This window comes from Limnoglobus sp., from assembly GCF_059499385.1.
The window spans coordinates 139563-157916 of the sequence record NZ_JCABYM010000153.1; the positions used below are offsets into that span (position 1 = coordinate 139563).

At 70.7% G+C, this 18354-nt stretch carries 9 protein-coding genes; 1 reads left to right on the forward strand and 8 read right to left on the reverse strand.

Going from position 1 to position 18354, the window contains the following annotated elements; genetic code table 11:
• Positions 1-39: 39 nt before the first annotated feature.
• From AC5JJ2_RS26910 to AC5JJ2_RS26920, 3 genes are all read right to left on the reverse strand, one after another.
• Positions 40-2151 carry a DUF1549 and DUF1553 domain-containing protein gene (locus AC5JJ2_RS26910; RefSeq protein ID WP_495861147.1) on the reverse strand — a complete coding sequence of 704 codons (2112 nt, stop codon included), beginning with the start codon at positions 2149-2151 and terminating at the stop codon, positions 40-42.
• 218 nt (positions 2152-2369) lie between these two features.
• Positions 2370-2678, reverse strand: coding sequence for a 50S ribosomal protein L21 (gene rplU / locus AC5JJ2_RS26915; RefSeq protein WP_495861148.1), 309 nt, complete (start codon positions 2676-2678; stop codon positions 2370-2372).
• A 246-nt stretch (positions 2679-2924) separates the two neighbouring features.
• On the reverse strand, positions 2925-11681 hold the full coding sequence (locus AC5JJ2_RS26920; protein ID WP_495861149.1) for a cadherin domain-containing protein: 8757 nt from the start codon (positions 11679-11681) through the stop codon (positions 2925-2927).
• Positions 11682-12082: 401 nt separating this feature from the next.
• Here AC5JJ2_RS26920 and AC5JJ2_RS26925 point away from each other — a divergent pair, with 401 nt between their 5' ends.
• Positions 12083-13345, forward strand: a complete 1263-nt coding sequence (locus AC5JJ2_RS26925) for an RNA polymerase sigma factor (RefSeq protein ID WP_495861150.1) — start codon at positions 12083-12085, stop codon at positions 13343-13345.
• A 22-nt stretch (positions 13346-13367) separates the two neighbouring features.
• Here the strand turns inward: AC5JJ2_RS26925 and AC5JJ2_RS26930 are convergent, their stop codons facing one another.
• From AC5JJ2_RS26930 to AC5JJ2_RS26950, 5 genes are all read right to left on the reverse strand, one after another.
• Entirely contained in the window at positions 13368-13913 is a 546-nt protein-coding gene (locus tag AC5JJ2_RS26930; protein WP_495861151.1) for a hypothetical protein, read from the reverse strand.
• Complete coding sequence (locus tag AC5JJ2_RS26935) at positions 13906-14448, reverse strand: RNA polymerase sigma factor (RefSeq protein WP_495861152.1); 543 nt, start codon at positions 14446-14448, stop codon at positions 13906-13908. The genes AC5JJ2_RS26930 and AC5JJ2_RS26935 overlap by 8 nt, the downstream gene beginning before the upstream one ends.
• A 184-nt stretch (positions 14449-14632) precedes the next feature.
• Positions 14633-14818, reverse strand: coding sequence for a hypothetical protein (locus AC5JJ2_RS26940; RefSeq protein ID WP_495861153.1), 186 nt, complete (start codon positions 14816-14818; stop codon positions 14633-14635).
• Between the two features lie 111 nt (positions 14819-14929).
• The gene (locus AC5JJ2_RS26945) at positions 14930-15571 is read right to left on the reverse strand and encodes a Uma2 family endonuclease (RefSeq protein ID WP_495861154.1); all 642 of its coding nucleotides are present in this window, start codon (positions 15569-15571) and stop codon (positions 14930-14932) included.
• Positions 15572-15636: 65 nt separating this feature from the next.
• The gene (locus AC5JJ2_RS26950; RefSeq protein WP_495861155.1) at positions 15637-18354 is read right to left on the reverse strand and encodes a WD40 repeat domain-containing protein; all 2718 of its coding nucleotides are present in this window, start codon (positions 18352-18354) and stop codon (positions 15637-15639) included.

Sequence of the window (18354 nt, forward strand, 5' to 3'; positions counted from 1 at the left end):
CTTCTGACCTCTGGTCTCTGACTTCTGACCTCTGGCTCTTCAATCCACGTACAGGAACTCGTTCAGGTTCAGGACGGCGTGGCACAGGTCGGTGACGGCCTCGGCGCTCGTGCCGGGGTGGGCCGCCAGGAACTTCGCCGTCGCCGCCCGCTCCGCGGCCGACGGCCCGCGGGCCAGCGCCAGCGCGAACACGCGGTCGGTCAGCCTCTCGCGGTCCTCGCCGGCCTCTTTCCGCACCCGCTCGGCGAACGCCTTCGCGAAGTCCAGGACGATCGCGTCGTTGACGAGCATCAGCGCCTGCGGGGCCGTCGTCGTCACGAACCGGCGGGCGCACGTCTCGCTGCGGTCGGTCGCGTCGAACAGGAGGAACAGCGGGTAGCGGAGGTTCCGCTTCACGTACACGTACACGCTCCGCCGGTTCCGCTCCGCGGCGTCCTCTGTCACCGCCCACCCCTTCGCCCCCTTCAGTTCCGCCGGCAGCGCCGGCCGCACGCCGGGGCCGCCGGCCTTCGGGTTCAGCGCCCCGCTGACGGCCAGCATCGCGTCGCGGAGGGACTCGCCGTCCAGCCGCTTCCGCGGTGACCGCCAGAGCAGGTCGTTCTCGGGGTCGGCCGACAGCCCGGCGTTCCCCTGGCTTGTCTGCCGGTACGCCGCGGACGTGACGAGCAACTTGTAGACGTGCTTGACGGACCACCCGTGCGCGACGAAGTCGGTCGCCAGCCAATCGAGCAGTTCCGGGTGCGTCGGCTTCTCGCCGGTCAGGCCGAAGTCGCTGCTCGTCTCCACGATCCCGCGGCCGAACGCGTGCTGCCAGACGCGGTTGACCATCACGCGGGCGGTCAGCGGATTCTTCGCGCTCGCGATCCAGTTCGCCAGTTCCGTGCGGCGGCCGGTCGTCGTCGCGGTCGGCTTCGGCTCGGCCGTGCGGTCGTCGATGGCCGACAGGTAGCCGGGATCGACCTCGTCACCCTTCTTTTGCCAGTTCCCGCGCTTGAGTTTGAAGTGCGGCGGGGCGGCCGTCCCCACGTCCGTCATCGTCATCGCCGTCGGCGGCTCCGGCGGCCGCTCCTTCGCCAGGGCCGTCATCTGCTTGGACATCTCGTCCCACTTCGCCTTCGCGTCGCCCTTCAACTGCGTCGCGAACTTCGTATTCCGGGCGCGGTCGAGTTGCTTCTCCACCATCACCGCGATCTGCTTCTGCCAGGGCGTGCGGTCGGCGAACGGGATGTCCACGAGATTCGCGTAGTCCTCGTCGAACCGCGACCGCTCCTTCTTCGCGCTCTTCTCCCGGTACGGTCCTTCCAGTTCCGCCAGCTTCGCCCGCACGTCGGCCGTCCTCGCCTCCCACGCGGCCTTCTTTTTCGCGTACTCGGCGAGTTGCTCCGGGGACTGCACCGGCCGTTCGCTCGGCCAGAACCCGGCGAAGAACGCCTGCATCCGGTAGTAGTCGTCCTGGAGGATCGGGTCGGTCTTGTGGTCGTGGCACTTGGCGCAGCCGAGGGTGATGCCGAGGAACGCGGCCGCCGTCGTGTCGGTGATGTCGTTGAGAATTTCTTGCCGCCGCTGCTCGAGGTTGACCGCGTTGTACTCGTCCGGGTAGTGCCGCAGGAACCCGGTCGCGACGGCCGCGGCCGGGTCGGCCGGGAACAACTCGTCGCCGGCGAGCTGTTCCTTCAGGAAGCGGTCGTAGGGCTTGTCCTTGTTGAAGCTGTCGATGACGTAGTCGCGGTACCGCCACGCGGACGGCCGGGGGTCGTCCGAGTTGAACCCGTCGGTCTCGGCGAACCGGGCCAGGTCGAGCCACCAGACGGCGACCCGCTCGCCGAACCGCGGCGACGCGAGCAGCCGGTCCACGACCTTCTCGTAGGCGTCCTTCGCCGTGTCCTTCTCGAACGCGGTCAGTTCCGCCGGCGTCGGCGGGAGGCCGGTCAGGTCGAACGTGACGCGGCGGAGGAGCGTCGCCTTGGACGCCGCCGGCGAGAACGCGAGCTTCGCGGCGCGCAACTTTTCGAGGAGGAACGAATCGACCGGGTGCGCCGCGAGCTTCGGCGGCGTCGGCCTGCCGAAGGGCTTGTACGCCCAGTCGTCCGGCGGCTCCGCGGCGGGGACGGCTATGGAAGCGAGCAAAAGTGCGAGGGAAGCGAGTCGCATCGGCGGGGTCCGGTCGGCGGGAGACGGTCACCGCTAGTGTAACCGGCCGCGTGCGGAAGGGGCAATCGGATTCCTACAGCCCCCGGCGGTAGAACCCGGAGCGGAAGCGATGGGGTGAGGGACCAACACCCCATCGCTTCCGCTCCGGGTTCTACAAAACAGCCGAGGGCTGACCGCGAATGACGGTCAGCCCTCGGCTTTGTATCCCCGGAGGGGCGTTACCCGACGATCTGCTTGACCTTCACGCGGACGTGCGGCTGGGTGTGGCCGCGGAGCCGCTTGGACGCCTTCCGCCGGCGGAAGTACTGCGTCTGCGTCTTCACCTTCGGGAAGTCCACGACTTCCGCGACGACTTTCGCCCCGGCCACCAGCGGCTGGCCGATCGTCGCCCCGCCGTCCTTGCCGACGATCAGCACCTTCGTCAGCTCGATCGTGTCCCCGAGGTTGACCTCGCGGTAGTCGATGTTGACCGTGCTGCCCTCTTCGACCCGGTACTGGCGGCTGCCGTCTTCAAAAATCGCGTACATCGGAATGAACCCTTGCGTCTCGGTCGCACAATTTTGCGAGACTGCTAACCTACGGCGCGGCTGGTTATGCGGCAAGTTATATAGCCGCCGGTTTACCGGCGGGGTTTGGGGGTCGCAAAACCCCGCCGGTAAGCCGGCGGCTATCTATATTCCTCGTCCCGAACGTCTCGTTTGCGTGCGAGCGGGCGGTTGCAGCCGCCGATGCCCGCGAACCAGAGGTTCGGGACAAGAAGCCCAGAAACATTTTCACCCGACGAACACGCCGCCGGTGAAGTCGTCGAACGCCTCGAACTCGAACGCCGTCCGCGGCAGCGGGTTCGCCGCCAGCTCCGTTCCCAGGTACGCCGCCACCGTGCTCCCGGTGTTCGTCCCGGCCCCGACGACGAGGTCGGCCCGGTCGTCGCCGTCCAGGTCCTTCACGCTCACCCGGACGCCGCCGCGGGTCGCCGGGTCGCCGGCGAAGAAGTTCACGATCTGCGTCTGCGTCGCGCCGCCGGACTTCATCAGCGCCGCCCCGTCGAACGCCGTCACCCGCGGGCCGCCGTTCGGGCCGCCGCCGGCGATGATCTCGGCGATGCCGTCGCCGTCCACGTCGCCGACGGCCACGAACGCGCCGTTGCGGAGCGTCGGCTCGAACGCGAAGAAGTCGTTGAACAGCTTCCGCGGCACGCTGCCGAGCGACTTGCCGTCGAACGCCGCCACGCGGGGGCCGCCGCGGAACCCGGCCGAGACGACCAGGTCGGCCGCCCCGTCGCCGGTCAGGTCGCCGACGGCGGCGCGAGCGCCGCCGCGGAAGTTCGCGTCCTCGATCCCGAAGAAGCTCGCGACCTTCCCGAACCCGGCCCCGGTGTACACGTCCACCCGCGGGCCGCCGCCCCGGTCCGGCGTGATGACTAGGTCGGCGACGCCGTCCCCGGTCGTGTCCCCGGCCGCCACGTACACGCCGCCGGTGAACGCGGCCTCGAACGGCTGGATCGCGAAGATCGTCTTCTGCGTCGCGCCGTCGATGACCTGCACGAACGTCGTGCGGCCCGGCCCGGACCCGACCACGAGGTCCGCGATGCCGTCGCCGGTGAAGTCGCCGGTCGCCACCCGCGCCCCGAATTCCGTGCCGGGGAACGCCTTCGAGAAGAACCGCGGCGACCCGTCCGCGTTGAACAGCGTCACGTCCGGCTGCCCGTCGTCCGACCCGACGGCGAACTCCTGGTAGCCGACCAACTCCGCCCGCCCGGTCGCGTCCACGGCGACCGTCACGAACTGCGTCGGCGTCGCGAACTCGCCGTCGCTCGCGGTGACGGCGACTTTCGCCGTACCGCGGGAGCCGCGCTTTGCCGTGTACGTCAGTGTCCCGTTCGCGTCCACCGACGGCGGCGACGTGAACGTCACGTTCCCGGTCGTGCCGACCACGGTGGCGATGACGTTCAGCGCGTCGGCCTCGTTCGGCCCGGCCGTGAACGCCACCACGTTCGGCACGCTCACGGTCACGCCCTTCGTTCCCGTCGTCGGCGTCGGCACGGTCGCCGTCGGCGCGTCGTTCACCGGCGTCACGTTGATGCTGAACGCGAACCCGAACCCGCCCGGCGTGCCGTTCGCCGCGACCGCGTTGAACACGGCCGTGCCGAAGCTGTCCGGCGCGACCTGGTACGTCAGGTTCCCGGCCGCGTCGAACGTCGGCATCTGCGTGAACACGACGCCCGGCGTCTGCTGCGCGACGGCCACGGACACCGGCATGAACTCCGGCTCCTCCGGGTTGCCGGGGATGAGCGTCACGAACGACGACACGCTCTGCGCCCCGGCGTCCTCCGCGACGGTGACGTTCGGCGCGACCTGGAAGCTCGGCGGCACGGGCACGGCCTTCACCGCGAACGTGAACGCCTGGGTCGCGGAATTCGTGCCGCCGCCGCTGTCCGTCGCGGTGACGGTGATCGTGGCCGTCCCGCTCCGCAGCGGGTTAAGCGCGAACGACACCTTCCCGCTCGCGTCCACGACCGGCGGCGTGGTGAACAGCCGCGGGTTGTCGGTCGTGAGCACGAACGCGATGGTTTGCGCGGCCTCGTTCGCGGGGCCGGCAGTGAGGTTCACGACGGTCGGGAAGATCGCGGAAACGGACGTGTCGAGGCCGAAGCTCGGCGCGTCGTTGACCGGGTTCACGGCGACGGCGAACGTCCGCGGGGCGGACGCCGCGCCGCCGGAGTCCACCGCCACGACGGTGACGGTCGCCACCCCGAAGGCGTCGGGGGCGGCGGTGTACGTCAGCTTGCCGCTCGCATCAATCGCGGGCTGCACGGCGAACAGCGCCGGGTTGTCCGTCGTCACCTGGAACGCGACCGTCTGGGCCGCCTCGTCCGCCGGGCCGACCACGACGCCGGTGACGAGGCCCGCGACGGCTTGCGCCCCGCCGTCTTCCGCCGACGCCGGCGCGACGCCGACGGCGAACGTCGGGGCGTCGTTCACGGCCGCGACGGCGAGCGTGAACGTCTGCGGGTCGGCCGAGTCGTCGCCGCCGTTGTCCGTGCCGCCGTCGTCGGTCGCGGTCACGGTGATCGTCGTCGTCCCGTTCGCGTCCGGGGCCAGCGTGTACGTCAGCTGCCCACTCGCGTCGATGGCCGGCTGCACGCTGAACAGGGCCGGGTTGCTCGCCGTCACCTGGAACGCGACGGTTTGCCCCGCCTCGACGGCCGGGCCGGCCGCGATGTTCGTCAGGAAGCCGGGGACAATGACCGCGCCGCCGTCCTCGGTGGCGGCCTGGTTCGCGCCGACGGCGAACGTCGGGGCGACGTTTTTGAACAGCACGGCCAGTAGGAACGTCTGCGGGGCGGCCGTGTCGGCCCCGCCGCCGGAGTCGGTGGCCGTGACGGTGACGGTCGCCAGCCCGATGGCGTCCGCCGCCGCCGTGTACGTCAGCTTGCCGCTCGCATCAATCGCCGGCTGCACGGCGAACAACGCGGGGTTGTTCGTGCTGACGTTGAACGAAACCGTCTGGCCGATCTCGTCCGCCGGGCCGACGGACACGCTCGTGACGAACCCGACGACGACCTGCGGGCCGACGTTGATCGTCACCGTCTGGTTCCCGCCGACGGCGAACGTCGGCGTGTCGTTGACCGGGTTCACGGTGATTGTGAACGTTTGAACCGTCGTGTCCGTGCCGCCGTTCGCGGTCCCGCCGTCGTCTTGCACCGTGACCGTCACGACGGCCGTGCCGTTCGCGTCCGGGGCGGCCGTGTACGTCAGCTTCCCGCTCGCGTCGATACTCGGCTGCGCGGTGAAGAGGGCGTTGTTGTCGGTCGTGACCGTCACCGTCGCCGCCTGCGTCTCGTTCGCCGGGCCGACGCTCAGGGCCGTGAGGAAGCCCGCGACCGCCTGATCGCCCGCGTCCTCGGCGGTGGCCGGCGCGACGCCGAGGGCGAACGTCGGGGCGTCGTTCACCGGCGTGACGGTAATCGTGAACGCCTGCGGCGCGGACGTGTCCGTGCCGCCGCCGTCGTCCACGGCGAGGACCGTCACCGTCGCGGAGCCGTTGGCGTTCGCCGCGAGCGTGTACGTCAGCTTGCCGTCCGTCCCGATACTCGGCTGCGCGGTGAAGAGGGCGTTGTTGTCGTTCGACACGACGAAGCTGACCAGCTGCCCCGCCTCGTCGGCCGGGCCGGCCGAGGCCGTGGCGAAGCCCGCGACGGTTTGCGGTGCGGCGTCTTCGAGGACGGTCGGCCCGGCCGCCAGGGCGAACGTCGGGGCGTCGTTCACGGCCGTCACGGTGATGGTGAAGATCGCGGTCGCGGCGTCCACGCCGCCGTCGGCCGTGCCGCCGCTGTCGCGGAGGACGACGGCGACCCGTGCCGTGCCGTTCGCGTTCGTCGCCGGGGTGAACGTGAGGTTCCCGGCCGCGTCGATCGTCGGCTGAACCGAGAACAAGGCGTTGTTGTCGTTCGACACCTCGACGGTGAACGTCTGGTCCGCCTCGTTCGCCGGGCCGACGACGACCGCCGACAGGAAGTTGGCGATGCTTTGCTGGCCGGCGTCTTCGAGGACCGTCGGGTCGCCGGCGAGCGCGAACGTCGGGGCGTCGTTCACCGGCGCGACGGTGATGACGAACGTTTGCGCGGCGGACGTGTCCGCCCCGCCGCCGTCATCGACGGCGACGACCGTGACGGTGGCCGTGCCGAACGCGTCCGTGGCCGGGGTGAACGTCAGCTTCCCGTCCGCGCCGATGGTCGGCTGGACCGAGAACAGGGCGTTGTTGTCGTTCGACACCAGGAAGCTGACCGACTGACTGGCCTCGTCCGCGGGGCCGGCGGAGATCGCGGTGACGACGCCGGCCGTCGCGACCGGGCCGCCGTCCTCCAGCGCCGACTGGTCCCCGGCGAGGGCGAACGTCGGGGCGTCGTTCACGGCCGTGACGGTGATCGTGAACGTTTGAACCGTCGTGTCGGCCCCGCCGTTCGCGGTCCCGCCGTCGTCCTGAACCGTGACGGTGACGGTCGCCGTGCCGTTCGCGTTCGCGGCCGGGGTGAACGTCAGCTTCCCGTCCGCGCCGATGTTCGGGGCGACGGCGAACAGCGCCGCGTTGTCGTTCGTGACGGTGACGGTCGCCGTCTGGCCGGCCTCGTTCGCCGGCCCGACGCTCAGGGCCGTGAGGAAGTCCGCGACCGCCTGCGGGCCGGCGTCTTCGAGGACGGTCGGCCCGGCCGCGAGGGCGAACGTCGGGGCGTCGTTCACCGCGGTCACGGTGATCGTGAAGGTTTGTGCGGCCGAGGTGTCGGCTCCGCCGCCGTCGTCCTTCGCGACGACGGTGACGGTCCCGATTCCGAAGGCGTTCGCGGCCAGCGTGTACGTCAGCTTCCCGGCCGCGTCGATGGTCGGTTGCGCCGCGAACAAGGCGTTGTTGTCGTTCGAGACGACGAAGCTGACCGCCTGGCCCGCCTCGTCCGCGGGGCCGGCGGACTTCGTCGCGATGAACCCGGCGACCGCCTGCGAGCCACCGTCCTCCAGTACCGTCTGGTTCGCACCGACGGTGAACGTCGGGGCGTCGTTCACCGCGGTCACGGTGATGGTGAACGTCTTGATCGTGGTGTCGATCCCGCCGTCGGCCGTGCCGCCGTTGTCCACGGCCGTGACGGTCACCGTCGCGGAGCCGTTCGCATTCGCTGCGGGGGTGAACGTCAGCTTGCCGGTCACGGGGTCGATCGCCGGGGCGACGGCGAACAGCGTGGGGTTGTCGCTCGTCACGGTCATCGTGACGGCCTGGCCCGTTTCGTTCGTCGGGCCGGCGGCTAGGGTCGTCAGGAAGTTCGCCACCTCCTGCGGGCCGGCGTCCTCGAGGGCGGTCGGGTTCGCCCCGAGGGTGAACGTGGGAGCGTCGTTCACGGCCGTCACCGTGATCGTGAAGGTTTGCGGGGCCGACGTGTCCACGCCGCCGTTCGCGGTCCCGCCGTCGTCCTTCGCCGCCACCGTCACCGTCGCCGTGCCGAAGGCGTCGGCGGCGAGCGTGTACGTCAGCTTCCCGGTCGCGTCGATGGCCGGGGCGACGGCGAACAGCGCCGCGTTGTCGTTCGACACGACGAAGCTGACCGCCTGCGTGGCCTCGTCCGCCGGGCCGGCGAACGAAGCCGTCACGAAGGCGGCGGTAGAAACCGCGCCGCCGTCCTCCATCGCCGTCTGGTTCCCCGCGAGGGTGAACGTCGGCGCGTCGTTGACGGCGTTCACGGTGATCGTGAACGTCTTGATCGTGGTGTCGATCCCGCCGTCGGCCGTGCCGCCGTTGTCCACGGCCGTGACTGTCACCGTCGCGGAGCCGTTGGCGTCCGCCGCCGGGGTGAACGTCAACGTCCCGTCCGCGGCGATGGCCGGGGCCGCGGCGAACAGCGCCGCGTTGTCGTTCGTCACCGTGATCGTGACCGTCTGCCCGGCCTCGTCCGGCGGGCCGGCGGTGAGGGCCGTCAGGAAGTTCGCGACGGTCTGCGGCCCGGCATCCTCGTTCAGCGACGGGCCGGCCCCGAGGGAGAACGTCGGGGCGTTGTTCACGACGCGGACGGTGATCGTGAACGTCTGCGGGCCGGACGTGTCGATCCCGCCGTCGGCCGTGCCGCCGTCGTCCTTCGCGACGACCGTGACGGTCGCCGTGCCGGTGACGTTCGGGGCGACGGCGTACGTCAGCTTCCCGTCCACCCCGATGCTCGGGGCGACGGCGAACAGCGCCGCGTTGTCGTTCGACACGACGAAGCTGACCGTCTGGCCGGCCTCGTTCGCCGGGCCGGCGGACTTCGTCGCAATGAAGTCGGCGACCGACTGCGCCCCGCCGTTCTCGGCGACCGACTGGTTCGGGCCGACGACGAACGTGGGGGCGTCATTCACCGGCGAGACGGTGATCGTGAACGTCCGCGTCGCGGCATCGCCGCCGCCGTTCGCGGTCCCGCCGGTGTCCTGGACCTTCACCATGACGGTCGCGAGGCCGAAGGCGTCCGCGGCCGGCGTGAACGTCAGCTTCCCGTCCGCGCCGATGGCGGGTTGCGCGCTGAACATGGCGTTGTTGTCGTTCGTGACCGTCACCGTCGTCGTCTGAGCGGACTCGTCGGCCGGGCCGGTCGTCACGGCCGTCAGGAAGTCGGCGACGACTTGCGGCCCGGCGTCTTCGAGGAGCAGCTGGTTCGCCCCGAGGGCGAACGTCGGGGCGTCGTTCACGGCCGTGACGGTGATGGTGAAGATGCCGGTGGCGGCATCGACGCCGCCGTCGGCCGTGCCGCCATTGTCGCGAACGACGACGGCGACCCGCGCCGTGCCGTTCGCGTCCGCGGCCGGGGTGAACGTCAGCTTGCCGGTCGCCGCGTCGATGGTCGGCTGCACGCTGAACAGCGCGTTGTTGTCGTTCGACACCTCCACGGTCGTCGTCTGGCCGGCCTCGTTCGCCGGGCCGGGCGACACGGCCGTGAGGAAGTTCGCGATGGTTTGTGCGCCGGCGTCCTCGTTCACCGTCGGGTCGGCGGCGAGGGTGAACGTCGGGGCGTCGTTGACCGGCGCGACGGTGATCGTGAACGTCTGGGCCGCGGACGTGTCCACGCCGCCGTTCGCGGTCCCGCCGTCGTCCTTCGCGACGACGGTGACGGTCGCCGTGCCGAACGCGTCCGTCGCCAGCGTGTACGTCAATTTCCCGTCGGTGCCGATGGCCGGCTGCACGCTGAAGAGCGTGTTGTTGTCGTTCGTGACGGTAAACGTGACCGTCGTGCCGAGGTCGCCGGGCGGGCCGGCGGTGATGTTCGTCAGGAACCCGGCGACGGTCTGGGCGGCCGCGTCTTCCAGCACGGCCTGGTTCGCGCCGACGGTGAACGTCGGGGCCTCGTTCACGTTCGCTACCGTGACGGTGATCGCCTGGGCGTCCGTGCCGTTGCTGCCGTCGGCCGCGGTGACGGTCACCTCGTACTTGTTGTCGGCGTCCGCGTCGCCCGGCAGCTCGAAGTTCGGGGCCGCGAGGAACGTCAGCACGCCGGTCGCGGCGTCGATGGCGAAGAGCGTCTTGTCCGCCCCGCCGGTCAGGCTGAACGTGACGGCCGCGCCGGCGTCCTGGTCGGTCGCGATGACCTTCGTGACGGCCGTGGCGTTCTCGAACGCGGTCACGGCCGCCGTGTCGCCGCCGCCGTCGCTGGTGATGACCGGGGCGTCGTTCGCGTTCGTCACCGTGATGACGAGCGCCTGGTTCTGGAAGCTCGTCCCGTCGGACACCCGGACCTCGACGCCGTAGACGTTGTCGGCGTTCTTGTCGGCCGGGGTCTCGAAGTCCGGGGCGGCCTTGAATGTCAGCACGCCGGTCGTCGGGTTGAGGTCGAACAGGGCCGCGTCCTCGCCGACGGCCGTGTACGTGAGGACGGCCCCGGCGTCCTCATCGACCCCGACGACGGTGGTCACGGCCGTCGTGTTCTCCGGCACGGAGATGGCCGCCGCCTCGCCGCCGCCGTTGCTCGTGATCCGCGGCGTCTCGTTCGCGTCCGTGATCGTGACGGTGATCGCCTGGGCGTCGGTCAGCGTGCCGTCGGACGCGGTGACGGTCACCTCGTACTTGTTGTCCCCGTTCGCGTCGGCCGGGGCCTCGAAGTTCGGGCTGGCGGCGAAGGACAGGAGGCCGTTCGCGGTGTTGATCGTGAACTTCCCGGCGTCCGGCCCGCCGATGCTGTAGGTGATCGTCGTGCCGGGGTCCGGGTCGGTCGCGGTCACGACCGTCACGTCGGTCGTGTTCTCCGGCAGGGAGATGCTCGCCGTGTCGCCGCCGCCGTTGCTGGTGATCGTCGGCGGGGTGTTCGCGGCCGACGGCTCGCTGGTGACGACGATGTCGTCGATGCCGACCCACTCGTCGTTGCCGACGGCGTTCGACGTGATGATCCGAATCTGGATCGTCGCCTGGTCGTCGAGGTTCGACGGCAGCGTCACGCTGACGGGCGTGACCTTGCCGGCCAGGGACGGCCCCTCGGTGGCGTCCGCGACGTACCCGGCCGGGACGTTGACGAAGTTCCCGGCGTCGTTGAACCGGTACTGGAGGGCGACTTGTTGGGTCGAGTTGTCCGTGCTGCCGTCGAGGTCGCGGATGTTGTAGCTGATCTGCAGGTTCTTGCGGCCGGCCGAGTTCAAGTGGAGTTGGACGTACGGCGCGTCCGCCGTGCCCGACCCGTTCAGGGCGACGGTCGGGTTCGTGATGTGGAACTCGGCAACCCCGCCGGTGAACAGCGTGTCCGGGTTCGTCTGGTTCGCGATGACGTTCACGACCGTCGAGGGCGTGATGATGGTTTGCGGGTCCGTCCCAGTGGAACCCGTCAGGCCATCGCCCCGGTAGCCGATGATGCTCGGCACGCCGGCCCAGTTGTCGTCCGTCGTGATGAGACCGGTGTTCGTCCAGTCTTGGCCGAAGTTGCCGCCGGCGAGGCTGTGGTAGGTCGCGTCTGGCGTGGTGCGGTCTTCGAGCCGGTGCAGGCCGAGGCGGGCGGCTACGGCGCGGGTCCACTGCCGGCGGGCCAGAGATGTCATGACGGGAAGCTCCGGGGTGCGTTCGAGGGTGGGGATCAACGACCGGGGCGGGACGGCTCCCGTCGCGGCACGGGGCGTGGCGGAGCGGTGGCGGGGTCGTCCTTGAGAGGGCCAGCCCGGACACGTCCCGGATATTCGGCACGAAACAACGATTTTCGCCGTTTTACCCGACCCGAATCTTCTGTGCATCCCTCAGAATTGAATCTTCATGCATTCTTTCGCGCGGCGTGTCGTTATTTTCGGCAGCACCACGTTTCACGACGGCCGGCGTTGCGAAAGGGAAACGAATTCCGCGGCGAGTTTGCTCCGGGCGGAACGATTTTCCGGTCCCGGCGAGCGACCGAGCTACAACGACCTCCCAACCTTGCACCCGCGGCCGGAAGTTGGTTTCATTCCCGAACATGCCAACCGCCGTTCACCGAACCATCGACGCCGTCTGGCGGATCGAGTCCGCCCGGCTGATCGCCGGGCTGGCCCGGATCGTCCGGGACGTGGGGACCGCCGAGGAGCTGGCCCAGGACGCGCTCGTCGCGGCGCTGGAGCAGTGGCCGACCGCCGGCGTGCCGGACAACCCCGGCGCGTGGCTCATGGCCGCCGCCAAGAACCGGGCCATCGACCACGTCCGCCGGGTGAAGCGGATCGAGCGGAAGCACGCCGAGATCGGCCGCGGCCGGGCCGACGACCTCGCCCCGCCGGACCTCGACGCCGCGCTCGACGACGACGTGGGCGATGATCTCTTGCGGCTCGTGTTCACCGCCTGCCACCCGGTCCTCTCGACCGACGCCCGCGCCGCCCTCACGCTCCGGCTGCTCGGCGGGCTGACGACCGACGAGATCGCCCGCGCCTACCTCGTCGCCGAGCCGACCGTCGCGCAGCGGATCGTCCGGGCGAAGAAGACGCTGACGGAAAAGAACGTCCCGTTCGAGGTCCCCCGCGGCCCGGAACTGGCCGAGCGGCTCGCGTCCGTGCTGGAGGTCATCTACCTGATCTTCAACGAGGGGTACACGGCGACGGCCGGCGACGACTGGACGCGGCCGTCCTTGTGCGAGGAGGCGCTACGGCTGGGCCGCATCCTGGCGGAACTCGCCGCCCGGGAGCCGGAGGTCCACGGGCTGGTGGCGCTCATGGAAGTCCAGGCGTCGCGGCTGCGGGCGCGGGTCGGGCCGGAGGGCGAGCCGATCTTGTTGCTGGACCAGAACCGGGCGCGGTGGGACCAACTGCTCATCGGCCGCGGGCTGGCGGCGCTGGACCGGGCGGAGCGGCTCGGCGGGGACCGCGGGCCGTACCAGCTTCAGGGGGCGATCGCCGCGTGCCACGCCCGCGCCCGCACCGCGGACGCAACCGACTGGCCGCGGATCGCGGACCTGTACGGCGAGCTGGCGCGGCTGGTCCCGTCGCCGGTGATCGAGTTGAACCGGGCCGTGGCGGTCGGCATGGCGGCCGGGCCGGAAGCGGGGCTGGCGGTGGCGGACGGGCTGACGGCGGAGCCGTCGCTGAGGGGCTACCACCTGCTGCCGAGCGTGCGGGGCGACCTGCTGTTGAAGCTCGGCCGCCGGGCGGAGGCCCGCGGCGAGTTCGAGCGGGCGGCGGGGTTGACCCGCAACGCGCGGGAGCGGGAACTGCTGCTGGCGCGGGCGGCGGCGTGCGACGAGGGGTCCGGGTGATCCGCGGGGGTAAGTTTTTAACCTACCTTTGGGCTTTCGGCCCCGGAGGGGCGGCGGAACGATCCTCTACCCCTTCGGGGCGGGCCGCCTGCATCTGTCGAAGTTGCTCCGCGATCGACTGGAGGCTCACCCGAATTTGTCGGAGGGTGGCCCGTCGGGTGAGGTGGACGAGGACCAGGGTGGTGACCGCGGCCAGGGCCAACACGCCGACCGCGGCCGTCAGGATCACCAGCCCGTAAGTCAGCACGTAGACGTAAGTCACCAGCGGCCCGACGGTCCGCTCCTCGACGCTCGCGTCGGGCCGCGGCGGCGGGTCGCCCGGACGCCCGGACGCGCCCGGCGTGTCCCGCAGTAACTTCCCCGCCTTCGGCATCACGGATTCGTCGAACATCCAGAGCATGCCCGCGACGGTCAGGAGCGTCAGCAGCCAGAAGGCCGCCGCGAGCCACGTCAGTTGCCGCACCCGTCGGGCGTCCCGGCCGAGGACGGCGGCCACCTGCTGCTCCGGCGTGAGGACGGGGACCTCGTCGGCCCCCAACAACCCCCCGCTCATGTCGGCGTCAGCCATCGGACTTCCCCCCTTGAATGATCGTGCGAAGCGCCTTCTTCCCGAAGTGCAGCCGGGACCGCACCGTCCCGACCGGCACCCCCACCACCCCGGCGATGGCGTCGTAACTCAACCCGTCCATGAACCGCAGTACCAGCACCTCCCGCTGCTCGGGCGGGAGCTTGCCGAGGGCCGCGTGGACGGCCGCCGCGTCCTCCGCCGCGAACGCCTCGCCGCCGGGGTCGGGCACGTCGGCGATCGGCTCGGCCGGCGGGTCGCGGCGGCGGAGCCGCAGCGCCGCCCGCCCGCGGGCGATCCGGTACGCCCACGCCGGGAACGCGGCCGGGTCGGCCAACCGGCCCAACCCACGGTACACCTCCAGCCAGGTGTTCTGGAGTTCGTCCTCGGCCGCCTCCCGGTCCCCGACCAGCGACCGCAGGAAGTACCGCAACCGGGGGCCGAACCGGGCGACCAACTCGGCGAACGCGGCCGCGTCGTCCGCCTGGCAGCGGACCACGAGCAGTTGGTCGTACACGCGGTCGAGCGGGTCGGTCATGGGACTCCCGCGAGACAGGTTGCGCGGGGGCGGGCGAAAGTTCAAACGGGGCGAAATTCTACCGCACGAATTGCGGCCCGCCGCGGACGCGCGGCGGGGCCGAGGGAAGTGTGGGAGCAACTCCGCGGCTACCGGCGGCCCTTTACCTCGTCCGTCAATCTCGGAAATCGAGTACGGGCTTGTCCTACGCTTCGAGCATCAGGAGCAACGTCTCGCGCAAGTCGTCCACGCTGTCGCCCTGCACGACTGCGGGGGCGGCCGTGTAACCGGTTTCCGCGGCGGTCGCCGTCCGATCGTCCACGGAATCGTCGCGGTAGTGGACCTCGTGCATCGCGAACCACGCCCCTTTCGGGTCCGTCGTGTGGCGCATCACGCGGTAGTTCCAGCCCACGCAAACCCTACCCTTCTGCGTCCGCCCGACGCCGTGGGACCGGTTTTCGGTCCCGGATGGGGCCGCGAGCGGTAGCCACGGGTGACCCTTCTACGGCAGCAGGTCCGCGACGGGGATCGTGGCGACGGCCGCGCCGTCAAGCGCGAGCGGGATCGCTTGGCCGGGGAGGTAGGTCTGGGCGGTCGCGTAGGTCGGCACGGCCGTCGGGCCGGACGGTTGGGTGTAGACCTCGACGCGGTTGTCCACGAGGTTGATGATCCAGTACTCGGCGATGCCGGCGCGGGCGTAGAGGCGGAGTTTGTCGCCCCGGTCGTAGGAGAGGGAGCTGTCCGACGCCTCGATCAACACCCCGATCTCCGGCGGCTCTGGGTGACGGGAGCCGTAGGTGCGGGGGTCGCCGCGGGCGATTACGCCGTCCGGTTCGGGCTGACTTTCCGTCAGTTCGATCGCCCCCTGGACCCGCAATTGCCAAGTGTCCGGCAGCATTCGGAAGGCGCGGATCAACAGCGCGAGGCACGACTCGTGCGGCGGGTTCTTCGCCATCTTCTGCACCACGATCCCGTTGATGAGTTCGACCTTGTCCTCGCCGCCGAGGATGCCCGCGCGGATCATCTGCTGGTACTGCTTCACGCTCAACCGGTACGGTGCGGGCGCGGGGGCGGTCGGGGGCGACGACGGCCCGACGGCCTTCGGCGGCGGGGTCTGGGGCGGGGCGGCGACCGCGGCAGTCATGATCGAACTCCGAAGGCGAATCTCCACACGATGATACCCGTCGGCCGGCGGCCGCGACACCCCGGCTACCGCCCGCCCTTCACCTCGTCCGTCACGCCGGCCGGGGTCAGCTTCGAGAACTGCGGCAGCACCTTCACCCCGGCGTCCGTCTTCGCCAGGAACCGCGGCAGCGCCGAGTTCTGGCCCCACGTCACCACCTCGTTCCACATCTGCTTGTGCAGGTGGCGGCCGATGTCCGTCTCGTCCTTCGGCAGTTGCAGGAAGAACGGGCTGTGCGTCCGGTGCTTCACCGGCTCCGGCGACCAGAGCACCTCGCCGTTCGCGGACAGCTCCGTCTCCGTCGTCAGTTCCAGCACGTTGACCGACTCGCCGCCGAGCGGCCCGCCGAACGTGCGCCGGAACGACAGCTTCTCGCCGGTGTCCCGCTCGCCGACGGTCATCGCGACCGTCACGTCGGCCCCGTCGTTGACGATCGCCAGCTCGCGGGCGGCCCACGCCTTCCGCAGCGCGTCCATGATCTTCGGCCGGTACTCGTCCGCCAGCCCGCCGCCGGTCTGGAGCTTCAGCGCGACCTTCGTGCCCGGCTTCAGCAGCGCGCCGGGGCCGTCGATCACGTCCGCGATCACCCGCTCCGTCTCGGCCGTCGGGAACGGGGCGGCGACGATCATCCCGTCGTTGTCGAACCCGTTGACGAAGTACCACACCCGATCGTCCGGCCGGGACCACGCGAACGCCCCCTGCCCCGGCGGCACGGCCGCGTTCCACACAAACGCCTTCCGCTTCAGGTCGTACAGCCAGCCGAAGTCGAACATGACGTGGTGGTCGCCGACGTACCCCGGCTTCGGGCGGCTGCCGAGCGTCCCGGCGAACGGGTCCTCCGCGATCAGCGTGCCGGTGGCGGTGTCCCACCGGCTGAGGAACGCGCCGCCCTTCGGGTCCTGGAACCCGGCGAGTACCTCCCGGCCGTCGCCGCGGAACATGACGAACGACGGCAGCGGCGTCTCCTGCGTGCCGGCCGTCGGCACGAGGTCGCCGGCCCACGCCCCGGTCGTCGTGTCGAGGACCCGCACCGCCCCGGCGTGCTGGGCCGCGAGGTACTTCCGGTTCGGCGAGAGGGTGAACGCCTTGCCGCCGGGCAGCTCCGCCGCGAACGACAACTTCAGGTCCGGCAGCGACCAGGCGGCGATCACCCCCTTCTCGCTGACCGTCAGGACGCGGTCGTCGGTGAGGAAGCGCACCACCGCGACCTTCTTGCCGCCGTCGGGCTGGTCGTCGAACGGGCGGAAGCTGGTCGGTTTGCCGCCGTCGAGCGGGAACACGTCCACCCGGCGGCCCGTGACGGGGTCGAACGTCACGAGCTTCGACCCGGTCGGCGACACGTCCTCGGTTTGCAGCGTCGGCGGGACCTCGAACGTGGCCGTCGTCTTCCCGGTGAGGAGATCGACCCGCCTCGCCTGCCGCGGCTTGGTGGCGTCGCCGCCGTGCGGGGTGAACTCGAAGAGCGCCACCGGCGACGGCCCGGCGGTGACGAAGAACGCCCGCAGGTTCCGGGTGGTGAAGTCGGTCCGCAGCGGCCGGAGGACGGCCGGCGTCGGCGGGGCCGGGTCCGGGGCGGCGGCCCACTTCTCGCCGACGAGCGGGACCGGCACGGCCTTCGACACGTCGAGCGCCACCTTCGTCAGCGGCGGGAGCAGGGCGTCCGCGGCCGTGCCGTGGACGGCGGCGGCCTTCATGGCGGCCGTCAGCTCCGGGCCGTGGCCGACGACCGCCAGCCGCCGCTTGGCCCGGTCGGACGTGTCCCACACGACGGCCCGGCCGAGCGTCACCGCCAGCCGCGTGCCGTGCGACCCGGCCGGGAACTCGAAGATCGGCTTGCCCGTCTCCGGGTCCACGATCGCCTCGCCGTTGAGCAGGACGCCCTGGCTGTCGACGGACCACGCGACGCGGACCGGGTGGAAGACGTTCTTGATGGCGACGACGTTGTCGAAGAGCGGCTTGCCGGTCTCCGTGTCGTAGACGACGAGCGTGCGGTGGCCATACGCCTCCGTCGCCACGGCCATCCGCTTGCCGTCCGGGGAGAACGCCACGCCGTCCGCGTTCGTCGCCCCTTTGGCGCTCTTCGGCGAGTCCATCTTGAACAACGACCGGCCGGACTCCACGTCGTACACGCGGAGGCCCTGGCCGGACGTTTCGACGAGGAACCGGCCGGTCGGGGTGAGGGTGGACTTCGCCCCGCCCCAGGGGTTCCGCTGGTGGTCGAGGTTCACCATCGACTTCCAGTTCTGCACGTTGTACACGTCCGTCTCGGTCTTCGAGCTGACGAGCAGCCGGTCGCCGGCGAACTGGAGCACGTCGAGTTCGCCCTTGACCGGCAGCTCCGTGACCTTGCCGGACGCCACGTCCACGACGGCGACGGTCGCCTTCTGCCCGAACCGGCCGCCGAGGACGATGGCGAATTTCTTGCCGTCGGTGCTGAGGGCGGTGAGGCCGTGGGCGTCGAGTTCGTCCTTGAGCGTGCCGTAGGTCTCGCCGGTGCGGAGGTCCACGAAGATGCGGTACTCGCCCTTGCCGCCGTTCCGCCCGACGGCGACGAACGGCCCGCCCTGGGCGGCGAACTCGATCCCGCCGTCGAAGAAGTGCGGCGGGGTGACGACGTTGAGGTTCGGGTCCACGGCCCAGGCCGGCTTCTCCTTCGGCGGGTCGGCGATCGACTTCCAATCCGGGACCGGCTCGGCGGCGCGGGCGACCGACGCGAGAAGCAACAGGCAGACAAGTGGGCGCAT

What these genes read in the sequence shown, in the direction of transcription:
- AC5JJ2_RS26910 (WP_495861147.1), bottom strand. Translation starts at nt 2,151, where the DNA reads ATGCGACTCGCTTCCCTCGCACTTTTGCTCGCTTCCATAGCCGTCCCC.
- rplU (WP_495861148.1), bottom strand. Translation starts at nt 2,678, where the DNA reads ATGTACGCGATTTTTGAAGACGGCAGCCGCCAGTACCGGGTCGAAGAG.
- AC5JJ2_RS26920 (WP_495861149.1), bottom strand. Translation starts at nt 11,681, where the DNA reads ATGACATCTCTGGCCCGCCGGCAGTGGACCCGCGCCGTAGCCGCCCGC.
- AC5JJ2_RS26925 (WP_495861150.1), top strand. Translation starts at nt 12,083, where the DNA reads ATGCCAACCGCCGTTCACCGAACCATCGACGCCGTCTGGCGGATCGAG.
- AC5JJ2_RS26930 (WP_495861151.1), bottom strand. Translation starts at nt 13,913, where the DNA reads ATGGCTGACGCCGACATGAGCGGGGGGTTGTTGGGGGCCGACGAGGTC.
- AC5JJ2_RS26935 (WP_495861152.1), bottom strand. Translation starts at nt 14,448, where the DNA reads ATGACCGACCCGCTCGACCGCGTGTACGACCAACTGCTCGTGGTCCGC.
- AC5JJ2_RS26940 (WP_495861153.1), bottom strand. Translation starts at nt 14,818, where the DNA reads ATGCGCCACACGACGGACCCGAAAGGGGCGTGGTTCGCGATGCACGAG.
- AC5JJ2_RS26945 (WP_495861154.1), bottom strand. Translation starts at nt 15,571, where the DNA reads ATGACTGCCGCGGTCGCCGCCCCGCCCCAGACCCCGCCGCCGAAGGCC.
- AC5JJ2_RS26950 (WP_495861155.1), bottom strand. Translation starts at nt 18,354, where the DNA reads ATGCGCCCACTTGTCTGCCTGTTGCTTCTCGCGTCGGTCGCCCGCGCC.